Origin of the sequence: Klebsiella sp. HC6 (assembly GCF_022605325.1) — a bacterium.
In the GTDB taxonomy this organism is placed as follows: domain Bacteria; phylum Pseudomonadota; class Gammaproteobacteria; order Enterobacterales; family Enterobacteriaceae; genus Klebsiella; species Klebsiella terrigena.
The window spans coordinates 4,591,014-4,607,822 of record NZ_CP093276.1 but is presented as its reverse complement, the minus strand read 5'-3'; the positions used below and the strand labels follow the sequence as shown (position 1 = coordinate 4,607,822).

The 16,809-nt window shown below is 60.2% G+C and carries 15 protein-coding genes; 2 read left to right on the top strand and 13 right to left on the bottom strand.

Annotated features, from left to right (window positions below; translation table 11 throughout):
- Window positions 1-95 precede the first annotated feature (95 nt).
- Window positions 96-1,748 (top strand): bifunctional UDP-sugar hydrolase/5'-nucleotidase UshA, encoded by a 1,653-nt coding sequence (ushA, locus tag MMW58_RS22315; protein WP_123706809.1) that lies wholly within the window; start codon window positions 96-98, stop codon window positions 1,746-1,748.
- A 68-nt stretch (window positions 1,749-1,816) separates the two neighbouring features.
- On the opposite strand, the gene ybaK is transcribed toward ushA, so the two are convergent.
- The 11 genes from ybaK to MMW58_RS22260 all read right to left on the bottom strand — a co-directional run bounded on the left by ybaK (window position 1,817) and on the right by MMW58_RS22260 (window position 14,696).
- Window positions 1,817-2,296, bottom strand: coding sequence for a Cys-tRNA(Pro)/Cys-tRNA(Cys) deacylase YbaK (ybaK, locus tag MMW58_RS22310; protein WP_095094513.1), 480 nt, complete (start codon window positions 2,294-2,296; stop codon window positions 1,817-1,819).
- 291 nt (window positions 2,297-2,587) lie between these two features.
- Complete coding sequence (locus MMW58_RS22305) at window positions 2,588-3,610, bottom strand: IS110 family RNA-guided transposase (protein ID WP_000156887.1); 1,023 nt, start codon at window positions 3,608-3,610, stop codon at window positions 2,588-2,590.
- 252 nt (window positions 3,611-3,862) lie between these two features.
- Window positions 3,863-4,657 (bottom strand): TraB/GumN family protein, encoded by a 795-nt coding sequence (locus tag MMW58_RS22300; RefSeq protein ID WP_241722133.1) that lies wholly within the window; start codon window positions 4,655-4,657, stop codon window positions 3,863-3,865.
- Between the two features lie 143 nt (window positions 4,658-4,800).
- Complete coding sequence (gene copA / locus MMW58_RS22295) at window positions 4,801-7,302, bottom strand: copper-exporting P-type ATPase CopA (RefSeq protein WP_241722132.1); 2,502 nt, start codon at window positions 7,300-7,302, stop codon at window positions 4,801-4,803.
- Window positions 7,303-7,440: 138 nt separating this feature from the next.
- On the bottom strand, window positions 7,441-8,211 hold the full coding sequence (locus MMW58_RS22290; RefSeq protein WP_241722131.1) for a heme ABC transporter ATP-binding protein: 771 nt from the start codon (window positions 8,209-8,211) through the stop codon (window positions 7,441-7,443).
- Window positions 8,208-9,200 carry a FecCD family ABC transporter permease gene (locus MMW58_RS22285; protein WP_241722130.1) on the bottom strand — a complete coding sequence of 331 codons (993 nt, stop codon included), beginning with the start codon at window positions 9,198-9,200 and terminating at the stop codon, window positions 8,208-8,210. The genes MMW58_RS22290 and MMW58_RS22285 overlap by 4 nt, the downstream gene beginning before the upstream one ends.
- A gap of 51 nt (window positions 9,201-9,251) precedes the next feature.
- The gene (gene chuY, locus MMW58_RS22280) at window positions 9,252-9,875 is read right to left on the bottom strand and encodes an anaerobilin reductase (protein WP_241722129.1); all 624 of its coding nucleotides are present in this window, start codon (window positions 9,873-9,875) and stop codon (window positions 9,252-9,254) included.
- A complete protein-coding gene (gene hutX, locus MMW58_RS22275; RefSeq protein ID WP_045854271.1) occupies window positions 9,875-10,369 on the bottom strand; it encodes a heme utilization cystosolic carrier protein HutX in 495 nt (164 codons plus the stop codon). Before hutX ends, chuY begins: the two co-directional genes overlap by 1 nt.
- A gap of 12 nt (window positions 10,370-10,381) precedes the next feature.
- Window positions 10,382-11,719 (bottom strand): heme anaerobic degradation radical SAM methyltransferase ChuW/HutW, encoded by a 1,338-nt coding sequence (gene hutW, locus MMW58_RS22270; RefSeq protein ID WP_241722128.1) that lies wholly within the window; start codon window positions 11,717-11,719, stop codon window positions 10,382-10,384.
- Between the two features lie 20 nt (window positions 11,720-11,739).
- A complete protein-coding gene (locus MMW58_RS22265; protein ID WP_305853199.1) occupies window positions 11,740-12,561 on the bottom strand; it encodes a heme/hemin ABC transporter substrate-binding protein in 822 nt (273 codons plus the stop codon).
- Window positions 12,562-12,563: 2 nt separating this feature from the next.
- Window positions 12,564-14,696 (bottom strand): TonB-dependent receptor plug domain-containing protein, encoded by a 2,133-nt coding sequence (locus tag MMW58_RS22260; protein WP_241722126.1) that lies wholly within the window; start codon window positions 14,694-14,696, stop codon window positions 12,564-12,566.
- 287 nt (window positions 14,697-14,983) lie between these two features.
- On the opposite strand from MMW58_RS22260, the gene cueR reads away from it, so the two are divergent.
- On the top strand, window positions 14,984-15,394 hold the full coding sequence (gene cueR / locus MMW58_RS22255; protein ID WP_041144379.1) for a Cu(I)-responsive transcriptional regulator: 411 nt from the start codon (window positions 14,984-14,986) through the stop codon (window positions 15,392-15,394).
- On the opposite strand, the gene MMW58_RS22250 is transcribed toward cueR, so the two are convergent.
- Together MMW58_RS22250 and MMW58_RS22245 are read right to left on the bottom strand one after the other, a co-directional pair.
- A complete protein-coding gene (locus tag MMW58_RS22250; RefSeq protein ID WP_159235937.1) occupies window positions 15,391-15,855 on the bottom strand; it encodes an NfeD family protein in 465 nt (154 codons plus the stop codon). The two genes, cueR and MMW58_RS22250, sit on opposite strands and share 4 nt — an antisense overlap.
- The gene (locus MMW58_RS22245) at window positions 15,852-16,769 is read right to left on the bottom strand and encodes an SPFH domain-containing protein (RefSeq protein WP_045854276.1); all 918 of its coding nucleotides are present in this window, start codon (window positions 16,767-16,769) and stop codon (window positions 15,852-15,854) included. Before MMW58_RS22245 ends, MMW58_RS22250 begins: the two co-directional genes overlap by 4 nt.
- Between the last annotated feature and the right edge of the window lie 40 nt (window positions 16,770-16,809).

The following is a 16,809-nucleotide window of genomic DNA, read 5'->3' as shown; positions in this document are numbered from 1 at the left end:
AAGGTTTGAAGGAAGCCGCAATTCTGAAAACATATTTGTCTAATGGCTTAACTCGCTATACTTTCGGCACTTGTTATTAAATCAGGGAGTGAAAGATGCAATTTGTGAAACAGGGCGTGGCGCTGGCGTTATTGGCGGCGCTATCGCTGGGAAGCCTGTCGGCGCAGGCCTATGAGCAGGATAAAACCTATAAAATCACCATCCTGCATACCAACGATCATCACGGACATTTCTGGCGCAGCGATTACGGTGAATACGGCCTGTCGGCGCAAAAAACGCTGGTGGACGGTATTCGCAAAGAGGTTGCCAGCGAGGGCGGCAGCGTGCTGCTGCTATCCGGTGGCGATATTAATACCGGGGTTCCGGAGTCTGATTTACAGGATGCGGAGCCTGATTTTCGCGGCATGAACCTGGTGGGCTACGACGCGATGGCGGTGGGCAACCATGAGTTTGATAATCCGCTCAGCGTGCTGCGCCAGCAGGAGAAGTGGGCTAAATTCCCGTTCCTGTCGGCCAATATTTACCAGAAAAGCACCGGTGAGCGCCTGTTTAAGCCCTGGGCCCTGTTTAAGCGCGGCGGGCTGAATATCGCGGTGATTGGCCTGACGACGGACGATACGGCGAAAATTGGCAACCCGGAGTACTTCACCGATATTGAATTCCGCAACCCGGCGGAAGAAGCGAAGCTGGTGATTCAGGAGCTGCAGCAGAATGAAAAGCCGGACGTCATTCTGGCTACGACCCATATGGGCCATTATGACAACGGCGCTCACGGTTCGAATGCCCCGGGCGACGTGGAGATGGCGCGCAGCCTCCCTGCCGGAGCGCTGGCGATGATCGTCGGCGGCCATTCGCAGGACCCGGTATGCATGGCGGCGGAGAATAAAAAGCAGGTGGACTACGTTCCCGGTACGCCGTGCGCGCCGGACAGGCAAAACGGTATCTGGATAGTTCAGGCGCATGAATGGGGTAAATACGTGGGCCGCGCGGATTTTGAATTCCGCAACGGCGAAATGAAGCTGGTGCACTATCAGCTGATCCCGGTCAACCTGAAGAAAAAGGTGACCTACGACAACGGCCAGAGCGAACGCGTGCTCTATACGCCGCAGATCCCGGAAAACGCGCAGATGCTATCGCTGCTGACGCCGTTCCAGAATAAGGGCAAAGCGCAGCTGCAGGTGAAAATCGGCAGCGTCAACGGCCATCTTGAGGGCGATCGCAGCAAGGTGCGCTTCGTGCAGACCAACATGGGGCAGCTGCTGCTGGCGGCGCAGATGGCGCGCAGCGGCGCCGACTTTGCGGTGATGAGCGGCGGCGGTATTCGCGACTCCATCGAAGCCGGAGATATTACCTATAAAGACGTGATGAAGGTGCAGCCGTTCGGCAACGTGCTGGTGTATGTCGATATGAACGGCCAGGAGGTGACGGAGTATCTCACCGCAGTGGCGCAGATGAAGCCCGATTCCGGGGCCTATCCGCAGTTCGCCAACGTCAGCTTTGTGGCGAAAGACGGCAAGCTGAATGATTTGAAAATCAAAGGCCAGCCGGTCGATCCGACGAAAACCTACCGCATGGCGACCCTGAGCTTTAACGGCACCGGCGGCGACGGCTATCCGCATATCGACGCTAAGCCAGGCTACGTCAATACCGGCTTCATCGACGCCGAAGTGCTGAAGGAGTATATCCAGAAGAACTCCCCGCTGGACGCGGCGGCGTTTGAGCCGAAAGGCGAGGTGAGCTGGCAGTAACGGAACTGCGGCGCTCGCCGGGTCGTCAGTTTAGCCCGGCGAAGCGCAGCGCGATCCGGCTGCGAGGATTAATCGCGGCGGGCGATATCGGCGAACTTCGCATCCAGGATTTTCGCCAGATCGCTGGCCGCCAGCTCGATATCCAGCCCGCGCTTGCCGCCTGAGATATACATGGTGGCAAACTCCTGCGCCGGGGCGTCAATCACCGTCGGCAGGCGTTTTTTCTGTCCAAGCGGGCTGATGCCGCCGACCAGATAGCCGGTTACCCGCTGCGCCACCATCGGGTCGGCCATATCCACTTTCTTCGCGCCCAGGGCTTTGGCCACTTTTTTCAAATCCAGCTGACCAGCAACCGGGGTGACCGCGACGGCCAGATGCTTCATATCCCCGTTGAGCGCCACCAGCAGCGTTTTATAAACCCGATCGGCGTTCAGGCCGAGTTTGCGCACCACTTCGTCGCCGAAATTGGTTTCGCCGGGATCGTGATCGTAGCTGTGGATCGTAAAAGCAATTTTGTTTTTTTCGAGTAACTTAACGGCGGGAGTCATCGCTATCCTTCTTACCAACCGATCTAATGTACTATAAGGACTTCCCCGGCATGTCAAAGCCGGTATTTATGGTTTCTGTCTGCTCTTCAGTAAAAATAAAGGGGAGAGACTGCGGTACTATAAACGGCCATGATGAATCGTCATCGATTCGGGCCCTGATGAAAGACGCGCGTGAGGTTCTTGTTCGTTAAGCGGATACGTATATCCTGTACAATAGCCAGATAGGCCTCACGGGGTCTAACCCTTTATCATCAACGAATTGCAGGTCAGATGGTTATACAGCTTCGAGCTTTAGTTGACTGAGTACAGCCGGAAATCATCACCGTAATGTAGTGATGCCCAACACAGCCGCGCATTTTTGGCGGCGATGGCCACAACAGCCCGCCAGTACCCTCTGCGCTCAACCAACATACAAACCCAACGGCTGAATGAGTCAGTCCTTTTCCCGGCGCCAATAAGCACTGAACGAGCCCCCTGAACCAGAAGCGTTCGCAGATACGAATCACCGGCTTTTGTGATCCTGCCGAGTTTCGACTTTCCCCCGCTGCTGTATTGTGATGGCGTCAGCCCCAGCCAGGCTGCCAGTTGACGTCCATTTTTAAAATCATGTGCATTACCGATACTGGCGACCAGTGCACAGGCCGTTGTGGGACCAACGCCCTTTAGCTCCATCAGCCGCTGACTGCGATGATCTGTTTTGGCTATGTGGGACAAAATTCGGTCATATTCAGTGATGTTAGCTTCAATGCGATCAACGTGTTCCATCAAATCATCAACACATTGCTGAACCTGAAGCGGTAAAGAGCTCTTCTGCACAGAAACCATGTGGCGCAGGGCATCAGCACTTTGTGGCGCGATGACACCGAATTCAGATATCAATCCTCGCAGACGATTATACGTTGCTGTTTTCTCTTCGATAAAACCCTGACGGGTACGATGTAAACACTGCATGGCCTGCTGGCTTTCGTCTTTCACTGGTACGAACCGCATATGCGGACGACGAACAGCTTCACAGATAGCCTGAGCATCAGCTGCATCATTTTTTCCTGATTTTCCGGCCATACGATAAGGCGATACAAACTTAGCAGCCATCAGACGTGGCTCATGACCATACTGCCGAAACAATCTTGCCCAGTAGTGAGCCCCGGAGCATGCTTCCATCCCGATAACACAGGGAGGCAAACTTGCAATTAACTCAGGAAGTGCAGCACGCGATACTTTAGGCTTAACCAGAACAGTTCTACCATTTTGATCAACACCGTGAACAGCAAACACATTTTTAGCAAGATCGATACCGACAGTCGTGATAGTCATAACGAATTCCTCCGGGACGATGTGTACCCCATGATTGCACAAGAGTTAATCAGGCGCATAATCAGGGGAAGTCCCTTCCATTCGTTAAGCATACGCCTGATGATTGTGTAAAAAATAGTACCATCTTGCGCAATAGTATTGGCAGTGATGGTCACTTTGAGCGACAATCGAACGATCCGAGGTGCGAATCTCGGGATAATAATAATGATGAAATTCCTCTTTGACGGGCCAATAGAAATATTGGCCATTTTTTTACGTCAGCATATCAGGCAGGTTCCCTTCACCGTATAAATGCAGCGCGCCGACGGCGACAACGTAGCGCCCCGGAGGCAGAGCCAGCAGCGTCTCGCGCCAGGCGAGGTTGCGCTGATGCATCAGAACATCGTACAGCGACTGGCTAAAGGTCGTGGGTAGCGAGGTGGCCCCTTTTGCCGGCGGCTGCTCCAGCCACCAGCCGATCATCACCTGCAGAAGACGGGCGTTGGTTCGCCAGTGGGTCAGCGTGTCTTCCAGCAGCGCCAGCCCGCCGTCGGGTAAATCGCGCAGCAGCGCAATCTGGCTATCGGTCCCCTCCAGCTCCATCACCCGCACGCGGCTTTCGCGCGCCGCCATCAGCAGCTGATAATCAATCCCGTAATCCGGACGAAGCCCCAGCTTTTGCGCCTGGGTCGCCTGCAGCACCATGGCAACCTGCCACAGCGGCTGGCTGTCGAAAAGGGCGGTTGCCAGCCCCAGCTCCGCGGCGCGGGCTTCCAGCTCCACGAGCTGTTCGGGACTCAGGCGCCCGGCCAGCGGCGGATAAGAGGGGAGGTTGCTGAAGGGCGTTTCGTTCCCGGTAATATCGGCTTCCACAATCAGCGCATCGGCCTGGCGAATTTTTTTCAGCAGCCTGGCCGGGGGCGGCGCCATATCGCGGGTGCCCATATGAATGCTGCCGACGAGGTGCAGATAGCGTCCGCCGGGGAGGGTAACATCCAGCGCCGGCCAGGAATAAGACGGGCCAACGGCGGCTCGCCACAGCATTTTTATTCGGTTTAACAGGCCCATACGCGCTCCGCAAAGTGAAGAACTCATGCTAGCGCGCGCGGCCTGAGGGTGCAAGCGTGGGCGGGAGGATCGGCGTGCGATAGCCCGGACAGGGCGTGATGCCGCTGTCCGGGAAAGGATCCGGTGCTGATTCGCGCGAGGGGCTACTCTTTTGGTTTAAAACGCAGCAGCCGGTTGGCGTTGCTCACCACGGTAATGGAAGAGAGCGCCATCGCCGCCCCGGCAACCACCGGGTTGAGCAGCGTGCCGGTCAGCGGCCAGAGGATCCCGGCGGCAATCGGAATGCCCAGCGAGTTATAGACAAAGGCGCCCAGCAGGTTTTGCTTCATATTACGCAGCGTGGCCTTTGCAATCGCCAGCGCGTCGGCGACGCCGTTGAGGCTATGGCGCATCAGGGTAATCGCCGCCGTTTCAATGGCGACGTCGCTGCCACCGCCCATCGCAATGCCGACATCGGCCTGCGCCAGCGCCGGGGCGTCGTTAATGCCATCGCCGACCATCGCGACCTGGTGGCCCTGGCTTTGCAGACGCTTGATGGCATCGGCTTTACCGTCCGGCAGGACGCCGGCAATCACCTCATCGATACCCGCCTCTTTGGCGATGGCGTTGGCCGTAACCGGGTTATCCCCGGTGAGCATCACCAGACGGTAGCCCTGGCGATGCAGGCGGGCCAGCGCCGCCACGCTGTCGCTGCGCAGCGGGTCGCGGATGGCGATCAGCGCGGCAACCTCGCCGTCTACCGCCAGCAGCACCGGCGTGGCGCCCTGCGCGGCCTGAGCGTTGAGGTCACTTTCCGCCGCGTCGGTGGCAATATTCTGCTCGTTGAGCAGCGCCTGGTTACCGAGCAGGAGACGATGGCCGTCGGCTTCACCGCTCACCCCCAGCCCGCGAAGGGTACGGAAGTTGCCGACCGTTAGCAGCGCGCTCTCCGCCGCTTTGTCGAGGATCGCCCGCGCCAGGGGGTGGCTGGAGCCCTGTTCCAGCGCGGCGGCCAGGCGTAAAGCGGCCGCCTCATCGATAGCTGTAAAGGTTTTCACCGCCACAACCTGCGGCTTTCCTTCGGTCAGGGTCCCGGTTTTATCGAATACGACGGTATCCAGCTGGCTGGCGCGCTGCAGCGCATCGGCGTCGCGCACCAGCACGCCGTACTCTGCCGCCCGCCCGACGCCGGAAATAATCGACATCGGCGTAGCCAGGCCCAGCGCGCAGGGGCAGGCGATAATCAGCACCGTGGTGGCGATGATCAGGGTATAGACGATTTGCGGCGCCGGGCCGAAGAAGTACCAGATTGCCGCGCTGAACAGCGCAATGACCACCACCGTCGGGACGAAGACGGCGGAAATTTTGTCCGCCAGCTGGCCGATTTCTGGCTTACTGCTCTGCGCCTGGCGCACCATACGGATAATTCGCGCCAGCGTGGTCTGGCTCCCTACGGCGCTGGCGGTAAACAGGACGCTGCCGTCCTGCACAACCGTCCCGGCGTGCAGGGGATCTCCGCCGCTTTTCTGCTGCGGGATCGGTTCGCCGGTCAGCATGGCTTCATCCAGCCAGGCCTCGCCCTGAGAGATGATGCCGTCAACCGGCACCCGGTCGCCGGTGGTCAGACGCAGGGTCATGCCGGGCATAACGTCGGCCAGGGGGACGCTTTTTTCGCCCTCGGGCGTGACTACGCGTGCCGACGGCGGCGTCAGATCGAGCAGCTTTTCCAGCGCCCGGGAAGAGCGCTGCCGGGCGCGGGCTTCCAGCATATGGCCGAGGTTAATCAGGCCGATAATCATGGCGCTGGCTTCATAGTAGAGGTGGCGGGCTTCCATCGGGAACCACTGCGGCCACAGGTTGACGCTCATCGAGTAGAGCCAGGCGACCCCGGTGCCCAGCGCCACCAGCGTATCCATGGTGGCGGTGGCGTTTCTCAGGCTTTTCCAGGCGCTGCGGTAGAAGTGGCCGCCGGCAAAGACCATCACCGCCAGGGTGATAAGCCCGATAGCCAGCCACAGCGAGCGGTTGTCGTCGGTGACCATCATGTTGTCACCGAACATTCCCCACACCATCACCGGAACGCCCACCAGCAGGGCGACGATCGCCTGCCAGCGAAAGCGTTTCATGGTGGCGATGGCGGTTTCCTGCTGGCGCTCGCGGCGCTCCAGGTCATCTTCGATAGCCTCGGCGCCGTAGCCTGCCTTCTCCACCGCCTGCACTAATTCTGCGGCGGACGCGCTGCCCATGACCAGCGCAGTGCGTTCCGCCAGGTTTACCCGCGCCTGCGCGACGCCCGGTACCGCGGCAAGCGCCTTCTGGACCCGGGAAACGCAGCTGGCGCAGCTCATGCCGTTGATCAGCAGCTGTTGGCTGTCATCGCTATCATGGGCTGCCGGAAGCGCAGGAGAGGCCGCTGTCAGTGCTTCCGACGGGAGTGTTGATTCCGCCAGCGGTTTAGCCTTTGGGTGGCTGAGCTCCGCACCGTATCCGGCTTTCTGAATCGTGTCGATGAGCGCTTCAGCGCTGGCGCTACCGGTGACGTGGGCTTCGGTCGTGGTGACCTCCGCCAGCTCAACGTCAGGACGCTGCTCCAGGCTCTCTTTTACGCGTTTGACGCAGTGGCCGCAGGTGAGGCCATCGAGCGTCAGGTCGATGGTTTGTGACATAACAAACTCCTTTATTACGTGGATGAGCTGACTGTGATAAAGGTTAAACCTTCCAGCAAGGGGAAGGTCAAGGCGGTTTTCGTCAATGCGGCAAAAAGACGCCGGCTACGGGGGCGCTTCGACCGGGGAACCCTGAGCTTAATAATCAAGAACGATCAGCGGCGTTTGATTTTCAGACTCTTTAATTACCGTGATATCCGCGCCGTAGAGGTCTTTCAGCGCCCGCTGCTGCATAACCGCCTGCGGGCTGCCGCTATCGACGACGCGCCCCTTATCCATCAGCACCACGCGGTCGGCATAGCGGGCGGCGAGATTAAGATCGTGCAGGACGCAGCAGACGTTGAACTGCCGCTCGCGCACCAGCCGGCGCAGCAGGCGGAAAAGATGCTGCTGGTGGTGAATATCGAGGGCGGAAGTGGGCTCATCCAGAAACAGCCATTTGGGCGACGGGATCGGCTCCCAGAGCTGCACCAGCAGACGCGCCAGCTGTACCCGCTGCTGCTCGCCGCCGGAGAGCTGTCGATAGTCGCGGGCGGCCAGCTCGCGGCAGTCGCACAGCGCCATAATGCGATCCGTTTCATCATGGGAGCCGCGCGTCCGCCAGGGATGCCTTCCCATGCGGATCACCTCCTGTACGCTGAACGGAAACGCCATATGGCCGTTCTGCCGCATCACGGCGCGGGTTTTCGCCAGCTCGGTTATCGACCACGCCTCCAGCGGCGTACCCAGCAGGGAACATCGCCCGCCGTGCGGCCGCAGATAGCCCGTGAGCTGGCGCAGCAGCGTCGATTTTCCGGCGCCGTTTGGGCCGAGAATGGCGACGATCTCCCCGCCGGGCAGCGTCAGAGAGACGTTATCGGTCAGGCGACGTCCCTGCAGGGTATAAACCAGATTTTCGGCCAGAATCATGCTGACCTCCGGCCGCGCAGGATCAGCCACAGAAAATAGGGGCCGCCGATCAGGCTGGTCAGCAGGCCGACGGGCATTTCCGCCGGCTGCACCAGCGTGCGGGCGAGGGTATCGGCCACCAGCAGCAGGCAGGCGCCGGCCAGGGTCGAGCAGGGGATAAGCCAGCGATGATCGGCCCCGGTGGTCATGCGGATCAGGTGCGGGACAACCAGACCAATAAAGCCGATAACGCCGCTCACCGACACCGCCGCGCCTACCAGCAGCGAGCTGAGCAGCAGCAGCTGCTGACGCTTACGGCTAACGTTAACGCCGAGATAGTGCGCCTCTTCATCACCCAGCTGCAGCAGGTTGAGCGTCCCGGCAAGAAACAGCGTGGTGACAATAGCCGGCAGAATAAACGAGCCGGCGACCAGCAGCGTAGGCCACTGCGCCTGGCCAAGATTGCCCATCATCCACAGCGTGAGCTGGCGCAGCTGCTGCTCGTCTCCGATGTAGCTCAGCACGCCTATCGCCGCTCCGCACAGCGCGTTGATGGCGATCCCGGCTAACAGGAGCTGCATCATGCCGCCGTGAGCGTGGCGCCGGCTGATGAGAAAAATCACCACGCAGACAGCCATACTGCCGGCGACGGCGAAAATCATCTGCTCGTACAGCGCCAAAACCACCGGAAATGAGAAAGGCAGAACGATCGCCACCCCCACCATCAGCGCGGAGCCGCTGCTGACGCCGAGCAGGCCGGGATCGGCCATTGGGTTACGAAACAGGCCCTGCATAATGACGCCAGCCGTCGCCAGCGCGCTGCCTACCAGGACCGCCAGCAGGACGCGGGGAAGGCGAATATTCAGCCAGATATCGCGGTATTCTTCGTTAAACAGCGCGCTGAAGCTGATGTTCAGCGCGCCCTGGCTGGCGCCAACCAGCACCAGCGCGACCAGCAGCAGCGAAAGGCCCGTCAGAACGCCGACGGAAGAGAGTGAATCCTTGAGCACGCAAAACTCCATTACGTCTTTGCGGCGCGGACGAGCCGCGCCGCGAGGGGATTACGCCGGCTTCAGGTCCGGCTCAATCAGGCTGTAGATCTGATTGTTGAGCGCCGGCGCGGCGGCCAGCTCGTGAATATGCGCGGCAACGTCCGCGCGCCTCACGAAACCGTGGCACTCCTGGTTCTGCAAGCGCTGCGCTTTACCGCTCGCCTCGCCGTTGAGCAGGCCGCCGGGGCGCAGGATGGCATAATCCAGGCCGCTGGTTTGCAGCCAGCTTTCCGCCAGGGTCTTTTCGCGCACCGCCTGACCGAACGCGGCTTTGGCGCGCGGGGATAAAAAGGGCCAGCTATCGCCGCAGCCCAGCGACGTCACCAGAATCATTTGCCCGATGCCCGCCGCCTCTGCCGCATCAATAACGGTCCTGTGCGCCAGGTAGTCCTCGGCGCCGCCCATGGAGGAGACGATCAGCGCATCCGCACCGGCGGCATGACAGGCGTCAGCCACCACGTCGGCATCGCAGGCGTCGCCGGCGAAAACCCGCACGCCTTTCGCCTCAAGGGCGGCAGCGGATTGCGGATTGCGCACCACCGCCAGCAGCGGACGCCGCTCCGCCAGCGCCAGTTCAAGCACCTTTGCGCCCGTGCCGCTGCCGCCGGCGCCAAAGATTAACCACGGCCTCATCAGGCGGTTTCCTTGAGGGAAGCGGCGAGGGCCCGGAAGGCGCTAACCTGGTCGGCGAGCAGCTGGCGATGCTCATCGCGGCCGAGGAAAATCTTGAACATCGCGCTACCTGCCTGGTTAAAGAAGAGAATCGACGCGGTATCCATGCCCATAAATTTACGTTCAATCAGCGCGATATGGCGGCAGTTTTCCGCTTTGATATGGCCCGTCATGCCCTTTTTGCCGCGCAGATTGAAATAGCCGTGGCGGTGGAATCCGGAAGGCAGTTCGCCGGTAAACTCGAGGATGACGTCGGCGGTATGGACCAGCGTGGTGACCTTGCCCCATTCGCTGACGGTTTCCCAGACGGCGTCAAAGCTTTCACCCGACACGAGGGTCGGAGAGGGGAGGTTTTGCACCACCTCCAGAAGGGAGGTTTGGTAACGATCGGCGATCGCTTCCAGGGTGCCGTCCGGCTCGGTTAGCAAAAATTCCGCTAAAGAAACATGGCTCATAAATCACTCCTGTTAGGGTTGCTCTACCGCAATGCGCGGCGCGTTAAGGTGTTGAATCAGCTCATCAAGAGACTGCAAAATATTGCTGGCCCAGAAGCGGCCTTCATTGGTCAACCGCAGGCAGGTTGAGGCGTCGCGGGTGAGCCCCGCCTGATGCCACTGGGCCAGCAGCGGGGCCAGCTCCCCGGCGCGCGGCGTCAGCTCATCCAGCGGCACGCGCGCTGTTTCCACGCCTGCCTGCAGCGTATGCCGCCACTGAAAGCCGCGCTCGGCGGCGCGCATCATCATCATCAGCGGCTTTTTCCCGTCGGCGATCGCTTCGTGCCAGGCCGTCAGGTTACGCTCCACCATCCACGAATAGCCGTTGACCGAGCCGCCCGCGCCGGAGCCCAGGGCCAGGCAGTCGGCCCCCTGTTTAATCAGCAGGTTGTAGAGGTTGCGTTCGCGGGTTGTGCGGGCCCAGTGGCTGTTGCTGATACAGCGCCAGCCCGCATCCTCCATGAAATCGCAGCCCTGGAGATAGAGATCGCGCCGCTCTGCCGGAGTGGGGACGGCGGTGCGTCCGTTTTCCACGGCTTTACCCAGCGGCGTGTTGGGCAGCAGATTAAGGGCGTAGAGATCGACGCCATCGAGCCCGATATCGCGGGCGATGCTGAGATCTTCCCCCCACAGCTTTGCGTCCTGACCGGGGAGGCCGAACAGCAGATCGCACACCACGGCCGCGCGATCCCGCCGCACCAGCCTCCGCATAAAGGCGGCGGCGGTGGGGCCGTCGGAGGTGCGGGCCATTTTCTTGCGCACCCTGCTGTTGAAGGACTGAATGCCGATGGAGAAGCGATTGGCGCCGGCGTCAAGGCAGGCGTCGATGCGGTTGTCATCGAAGTTAAGCACCCGTCCTTCGATGGTGATTTCGCAGTCCGCCGCGAGGGGCAGCTTTTCCCGCAGCGCGGTGATAATTCTCGCCAGGTCCTGCGCCGCCAGCGCGGAGGGCGTGCCGCCGCCAAAGTAAACCGCGTGGATCGGCGCCGACTGGTGCAGGACGCTATCGGCCTCCATTTCTATTTCGCGCAGCAGGGCGTCGGTATAGCGGGCGCAGTGGTCATCCTCATAGCGGTTCTGATAAAAGCCGCAAAAAGTGCAGTGGGTGGCGCAAAAGGGAATGTGCAGGTACAGCAGCCTTTTACGCGGCGGCGCGCTGCGGCTGATGACCTCCTGCCAGGTCTGCGCCAGCTGCTCTTTTGCCACCGGGATCGCACCGCGCCACGGCATGGTGGCCCGACGATCTTTAAAGGGCTGGCTTCCCTCCAGCGCGAAGTGCGCGGAGAGATCGAGGGCATTGTTAGTCTTCATAGCGTCAACATCACATCCAGTTATTGGGGCCAAAACTGCCGGTGCAGGGACTCAACCGCGTCGGCCACCCGCGGGCCCATCCCGAGGATCAGCGCCTGATCGATGGTGACAATGCGCTGATTTTTCCATGCGGCGGTGTGGGTTATGCCGGCGACGGCGCGCAGCCGGTTAATATCGCCGTCGACCATTTGCGAGGTCACGACAATGACCTCCGGGTTTGCCGCAATCAGCGATTCCGCGCTGTAGCTTTTATACTGCGCGTGCGAAGCCACGTTCCGCGCGCCCGCGAGGGTCAGAATGGCGTCGGCAACGCTGCCCTTACCGGCCACCTGCGGCGCGCTGCCGCCCGCGGAGAGAATAAACATCGCCCTGAGCGGCGCCTTTTGCGCCGCGCTGCGCTGAACGCGCTCCAGACGCTGCTCAATCTGGCCTACCAGCGCATCTCCTCGTTCGGGAACCCGCAGCGTCTTCGCCAGCTGGCGAACGTTGGCGTACATCTGTTCAACCGTGGCCGGCACGCGCGGCAGGGTCACGACGCTTACTTTCTGCGTCCGCAGCTGGTCCAGAACGATCTGCGGCCCGGCATCCCGCCAGGTGATAAAAACGTCCGGCCTGAGGGATAAAATGCCTTCGCTGCTGAGCTGCTTCCAGTAGCCGATATGCGGCAGCCCGGCCGTTTCCGGCGGCCAGGAGGTGGTTTCATCGACGCCGACCACCTGATTTCCGGCACCAAGCGCGTAGACCAGCTCGCTCAGCGAGCCGCCGGCCACGACGATACGTTCGCTGGCGCAGGCTGCGCCGGCGGCACAAAGCGCCAGCAGGGCGAACAAGAGTTTTTTCATCATCAGAAGTTCCACGCAAAACCGACCGCTGCGTTAAATCCGGCCGCCGGAATGGTTTCATGGGCAGTTTGATAGCGCTTGTTGGTCAGGTTGTTGAGCGCCAGGTTGACCTGATACTGCTCCTGCGGGCCAAACTCGGTATTGAACGCGAGGTTAAGCGTTGCCCAGCCCGGATAGCGAATCTCCCTGCTGCCGGTTTTATCGTCGGCGCTGGAGGCGGCGCGCACGAAGAGATCGGAGGTGACGTTGGCGCTGTTCAGCAGCAGCGTATGCTTCAGGCCCGCTCTTCCCGTCAGGGCGGGTTCGCCGGTATCCCAGGTTTTAACGGTCTCGCCTTCATACTGCCGGCGGATAAGGTTGCCGCTCAGATAGGGCGAAACGGCCCAGCCGTTGTACTCTGCCGTCAGCTCCATCCCCCAGGTTTTGGCGCGATCGATATTGTCGTAATAGAAATATTCGCCGCGGGAAGAGGTGCTGTTGCCGCTGCATATCGCCTGACCCGAGCAGGGGAGGCTGGCGATATAGTCTTTGGCTTCGGAGTAGTAAATCGCCCCGTCAACCAGCCACATATTGCCTTTGTAACGGGCGCCCAGCTCGTAGTTGTTGGAGTGTTCCGCCTTCAGGCCGGTATTACCATAGGTGACGCCGCCGCCGGCCGAGGTCTGCATAAACAGCTGGGTCAGCGTCGGGAAGACGTAGCCCTGGGCGTACGCCGCGCGCAGCTCAATATCTTTAAAGCCGGAATAGCGCAGGCTGGTTGAGGTCACCAGCTTATCGTCATGGGCCGACTTGCCGCCCGTAGACTGGCTGACCGCGCCGCTCTGGCTGTCGCTGCGGTTAAGTTCGGAGGAGAGCCAGTACTGGCGCGCGCCAACGGTCCAGGTCCAGTCATCGGCGAAGCGCCAGTCGTTTTGCGCAAACACCGAGGCGTTGCTTTGCTCCGCCTCAATATGCGACAGCGTGAGGGTCTGGATATCGAAGGCGCCGGTGGCCGCCGTCTGCCGCGTGCTGCTGCGGGTGTCCTGCTTCACCTTGTCATGCTGGTACTGGGTGCCAATAACCAGCTCGTTGTTCGCCGGCAGGGAGAAGTTGCCCTGCAGCGTTACGCCCTGGGTATATTGCTTATCGTTGGTGTTGGTCTGGTTGCTGACCGTCAGCGCCTGGATAATCGGGCTGGGGATCGGCTGGGTGGTCTTAATCCGGTTTTCAAATTCACGCTCGATGGTCTGGCTGTAGGCGTCGAAGTGGATTTTTTTCAGGTAATCGCCGCCGGCGTCGAAGTCATAGAACGCGCCGATTTTTTCGCGTTCCAGCTTGGGGATCCGGACGCTGAAGTCTTCGTATTGGCCCTCGGGATCGTCAAACCAGGTTTGCGTGGAGGTTTTGTAGCGGTCGAGCGACAGGCCGAATTTATGCCGGTCGAGATTGTAGCCAAGCCAGACGCCCTGGCTGTTGTTGCGAAAGTTGGTGTTCTGCAATCTGCCGTCCGGCGTATCGCGGTTGCCCTGGTCGGAGTAGCTGCCGTTGATGCGATAGTCGAACTGGCCGATGCTGCCCCAGGCCGCCGCCGACTCGTCCCAGCCCGCGGTCGCCGAGTTATAAACGGCCTTCACCGTCCCGGCGAGGGGCTTATCCCCGCCTTTTTTGGTGATAAAGTTAACCACGCCCCCGATGGCCTGCGAGCCGTAAAGCACCGAGTAGGGGCCTTTTACCACTTCTATCCGCTCCAGCGCCGACTCATCAATCAGCAGCCCGACGCCGTAGTTTTGCCCGGCGCGCTGGTAGCTGACCACCTGGCCGTCAATCAAGATCAGCACCCGCGACGAGGCCTCGCCGCGGATGCGGATTTGCTTACGCCCGGCCAGGGAGTTGTCGGTCACCTCAACGCCGGGAATATCCTGCAGATCGTCGGCGATAGAGACGCTGGTTGAGTTGTTGAGCGTTTCCCGGTCGATAACCTGAACGGTCGCCGGGCTGTCCCAGAGGCTTGATTCTGTACGATTGGCCGTGACGATCAGCATCTCGTCGCCGGCCGTTTTGGCTGTGCTGGTCGGGGTTGCCGCAGAAACGTTGGCGGCAACAAACAGCGACAGGCTGGAGAGTAACATGCTCCCCCGGTTTGTCCTTTTCACCATTAGAGTAACCTTTATTATAATGATAACTACTATCATTCGCATTTATATTGGTTTGTGGAGGACACGTCCAGACGCTAAGAGGTAAATGGAATACACCTTTGATATGGGTCAATTTCTACCGGTGCGTAAATAGTTTTTTGCGAGACTCATCACGTTATGAAAAACCGCCGGCGCGGTTAACCTGATAAAAGATATGGCTTATATCTTTTTCCCCGCGCACAGGGTTGGTTATTGTGCGAATGGTCCTACAATAGGGGCTGTGCGAGAAGCAATGAGGTGCAGAGGCGATGAATATCAGCGATGTGGCAAAAAAAACCGGCTTAACCAGTAAAGCGATCCGCTTCTACGAAGAGAAGGGGCTGGTGACGCCGCCGCTGCGCAGTGAAAACGGCTACCGCAGCTACAGCCAGCGGCATCTGGACGAGCTGACCCTGCTGCGCCAGGCGCGGCAGGTTGGTTTTAATCTGGAGGAGTGCCGCGAGCTGGTGGGCCTGTTTAACGATCCGTCGCGGCATAGCGCCGACGTCAAGCGCAGAACGCTGGATAAAGTCGCTGATATTGAGCGCCATATCAGCGAGCTGCAGAGCATGCGTAGCCACCTGCTGGCGCTGGCGGAATCCTGTCCCGGCGATGACGGCGCGGACTGTCCGATTATCGACAATCTCTCCGGCTGCTGCCATCGCAAGGCGCAGAGCTAGCGGTGGGGAGGGGCGAGCCTGATCCGCAGCGTGATGCCCTCAACGGCCAGCACCTCGACCTTACTGCCCGCCGGGAGGTCCTCGTCGGCGATCGCCGGCCATGAGCTATCGCCAACGCGCACGTGGCCGCGGCCGTTAACCAGCGCCGTCTCCAGGGAGAAGATGCGGCCGATCAGCTGATTCCCGCGCTGGTTAAGCCGGGCGTCTGCCGGCTTCTGCCGCTTCACCTGGCCGCGCAGCCAGCGCGACCAGAGCCAGGCCGCCAGCAGGGTCAGCGCGGCAAACAGCGTGCCCTGCCACTCCCAGCCCAGCGGCAGTAGCCAGGTCAGGGCGCCGGTGATCACGCCGGCAACCCCGCTCCACAGCAGATAGCCGTTACCGCCGAGCATCTCCGCCGCCAGCAGCAGCCCGCCGAGGCTCAGCCAGAAGAGGTGCGGATGGACCAGTATCATCGCAATCATAGTTTTTTCCGTTCGCCGGCGCCTTCTTTAAGCAGTTCGCTAATCCCGGCGATAGAGCCCATCAGGCTGGTCGCGTCGAGCGGCATCAGCACAACTTTGCTGTTATTTGATGCGCCAATCTGCTGCAGCGCGTCGGTATATTTCTGCGCAACGAAGTAGTTAATCGCCTGAATATCCCCGGAGGCGATAGCGGAAGAGACCATTTGGGTGGCGCGGGCCTCCGCTTCCGCCGAACGTTCACGCGCTTCTGCCTGCAGGAACGCCGACTGGCGCTCGCCTTCGGCTTTGAGGATTTGCGACTGCTTTTCGCCTTCGGCTTTGAGGATTTCTGCCTGACGTATCCCTTCGGCCTCCAGAATATAGGCGCGCTTGGTACGCTCGGCCTTCATCTGGGCGTTCATCGAGGCGATAAGCTCCGCCGGCGGGCGCACGTCGCGAATTTCCACGCGGGTGATTTTGATCCCCCACGGGTTGGTGGCCTCATCGACGATATGCAGCAGGCGGGTGTTGATGCTGTCGCGCTGGGAGAGCATTTCGTCGAGCTCCATCGAGCCGAGCACGGTACGGATGTTGGTCATCGTCAGGTTGATAATCGCCAGCTCGAGGTTGCTGACCTCATAGGCCGCTTTCGGCGCGTCAATAACCTGAATAAAGCACACCGCATCGATGGTGACGTTGGCGTTATCGCGCGAAATAACCTCCTGCGAGGGGATATCCAGCACCTGCTCCATCATATTAATTTTCCGCCCAATTCGGTCCATAAACGGCACCACCAGGCTCAGGCCCGGCTGGAGGGTCATGGTATAGCGGCCAAAGCGCTCAACGGTCCACTGGTAACCCTGCGGGACAATTTTCACTCCGGCAATCACGATAACCAGGGCGACGAAAATGAGAACGGGGATAAAAATTAGCATCAAAAAACCTCCTGTTTAATTGCCTGCCAGGCGTCAGCAA

Excerpts from the sequence above, each read along its gene's own strand:
- MMW58_RS22245 (WP_045854276.1), bottom strand. The coding sequence starts at position 16,769 with ATGCTAATTTTTATCCCCGTTCTCATTTTCGTCGCCCTGGTTATCGTG.
- MMW58_RS22265 (WP_305853199.1), bottom strand. The coding sequence starts at position 12,561 with ATGAAAAAACTCTTGTTCGCCCTGCTGGCGCTTTGTGCCGCCGGCGCA.
- chuY (WP_241722129.1), bottom strand. The coding sequence starts at position 9,875 with ATGAGGCCGTGGTTAATCTTTGGCGCCGGCGGCAGCGGCACGGGCGCA.
- copA (WP_241722132.1), bottom strand. The coding sequence starts at position 7,302 with ATGTCACAAACCATCGACCTGACGCTCGATGGCCTCACCTGCGGCCAC.
- ybaK (WP_095094513.1), bottom strand. The coding sequence starts at position 2,296 with ATGACTCCCGCCGTTAAGTTACTCGAAAAAAACAAAATTGCTTTTACG.
- cueR (WP_041144379.1), top strand. The coding sequence starts at position 14,984 with ATGAATATCAGCGATGTGGCAAAAAAAACCGGCTTAACCAGTAAAGCG.
- MMW58_RS22250 (WP_159235937.1), bottom strand. The coding sequence starts at position 15,855 with ATGATTGCGATGATACTGGTCCATCCGCACCTCTTCTGGCTGAGCCTC.
- ushA (WP_123706809.1), top strand. The coding sequence starts at position 96 with ATGCAATTTGTGAAACAGGGCGTGGCGCTGGCGTTATTGGCGGCGCTA.
- MMW58_RS22260 (WP_241722126.1), bottom strand. The coding sequence starts at position 14,696 with ATGGTGAAAAGGACAAACCGGGGGAGCATGTTACTCTCCAGCCTGTCG.
- hutX (WP_045854271.1), bottom strand. The coding sequence starts at position 10,369 with ATGAGCCATGTTTCTTTAGCGGAATTTTTGCTAACCGAGCCGGACGGC.
- hutW (WP_241722128.1), bottom strand. The coding sequence starts at position 11,719 with ATGAAGACTAACAATGCCCTCGATCTCTCCGCGCACTTCGCGCTGGAG.
- MMW58_RS22300 (WP_241722133.1), bottom strand. The coding sequence starts at position 4,657 with ATGGGCCTGTTAAACCGAATAAAAATGCTGTGGCGAGCCGCCGTTGGC.
- MMW58_RS22305 (WP_000156887.1), bottom strand. The coding sequence starts at position 3,610 with ATGACTATCACGACTGTCGGTATCGATCTTGCTAAAAATGTGTTTGCT.
- MMW58_RS22290 (WP_241722131.1), bottom strand. The coding sequence starts at position 8,211 with ATGATTCTGGCCGAAAATCTGGTTTATACCCTGCAGGGACGTCGCCTG.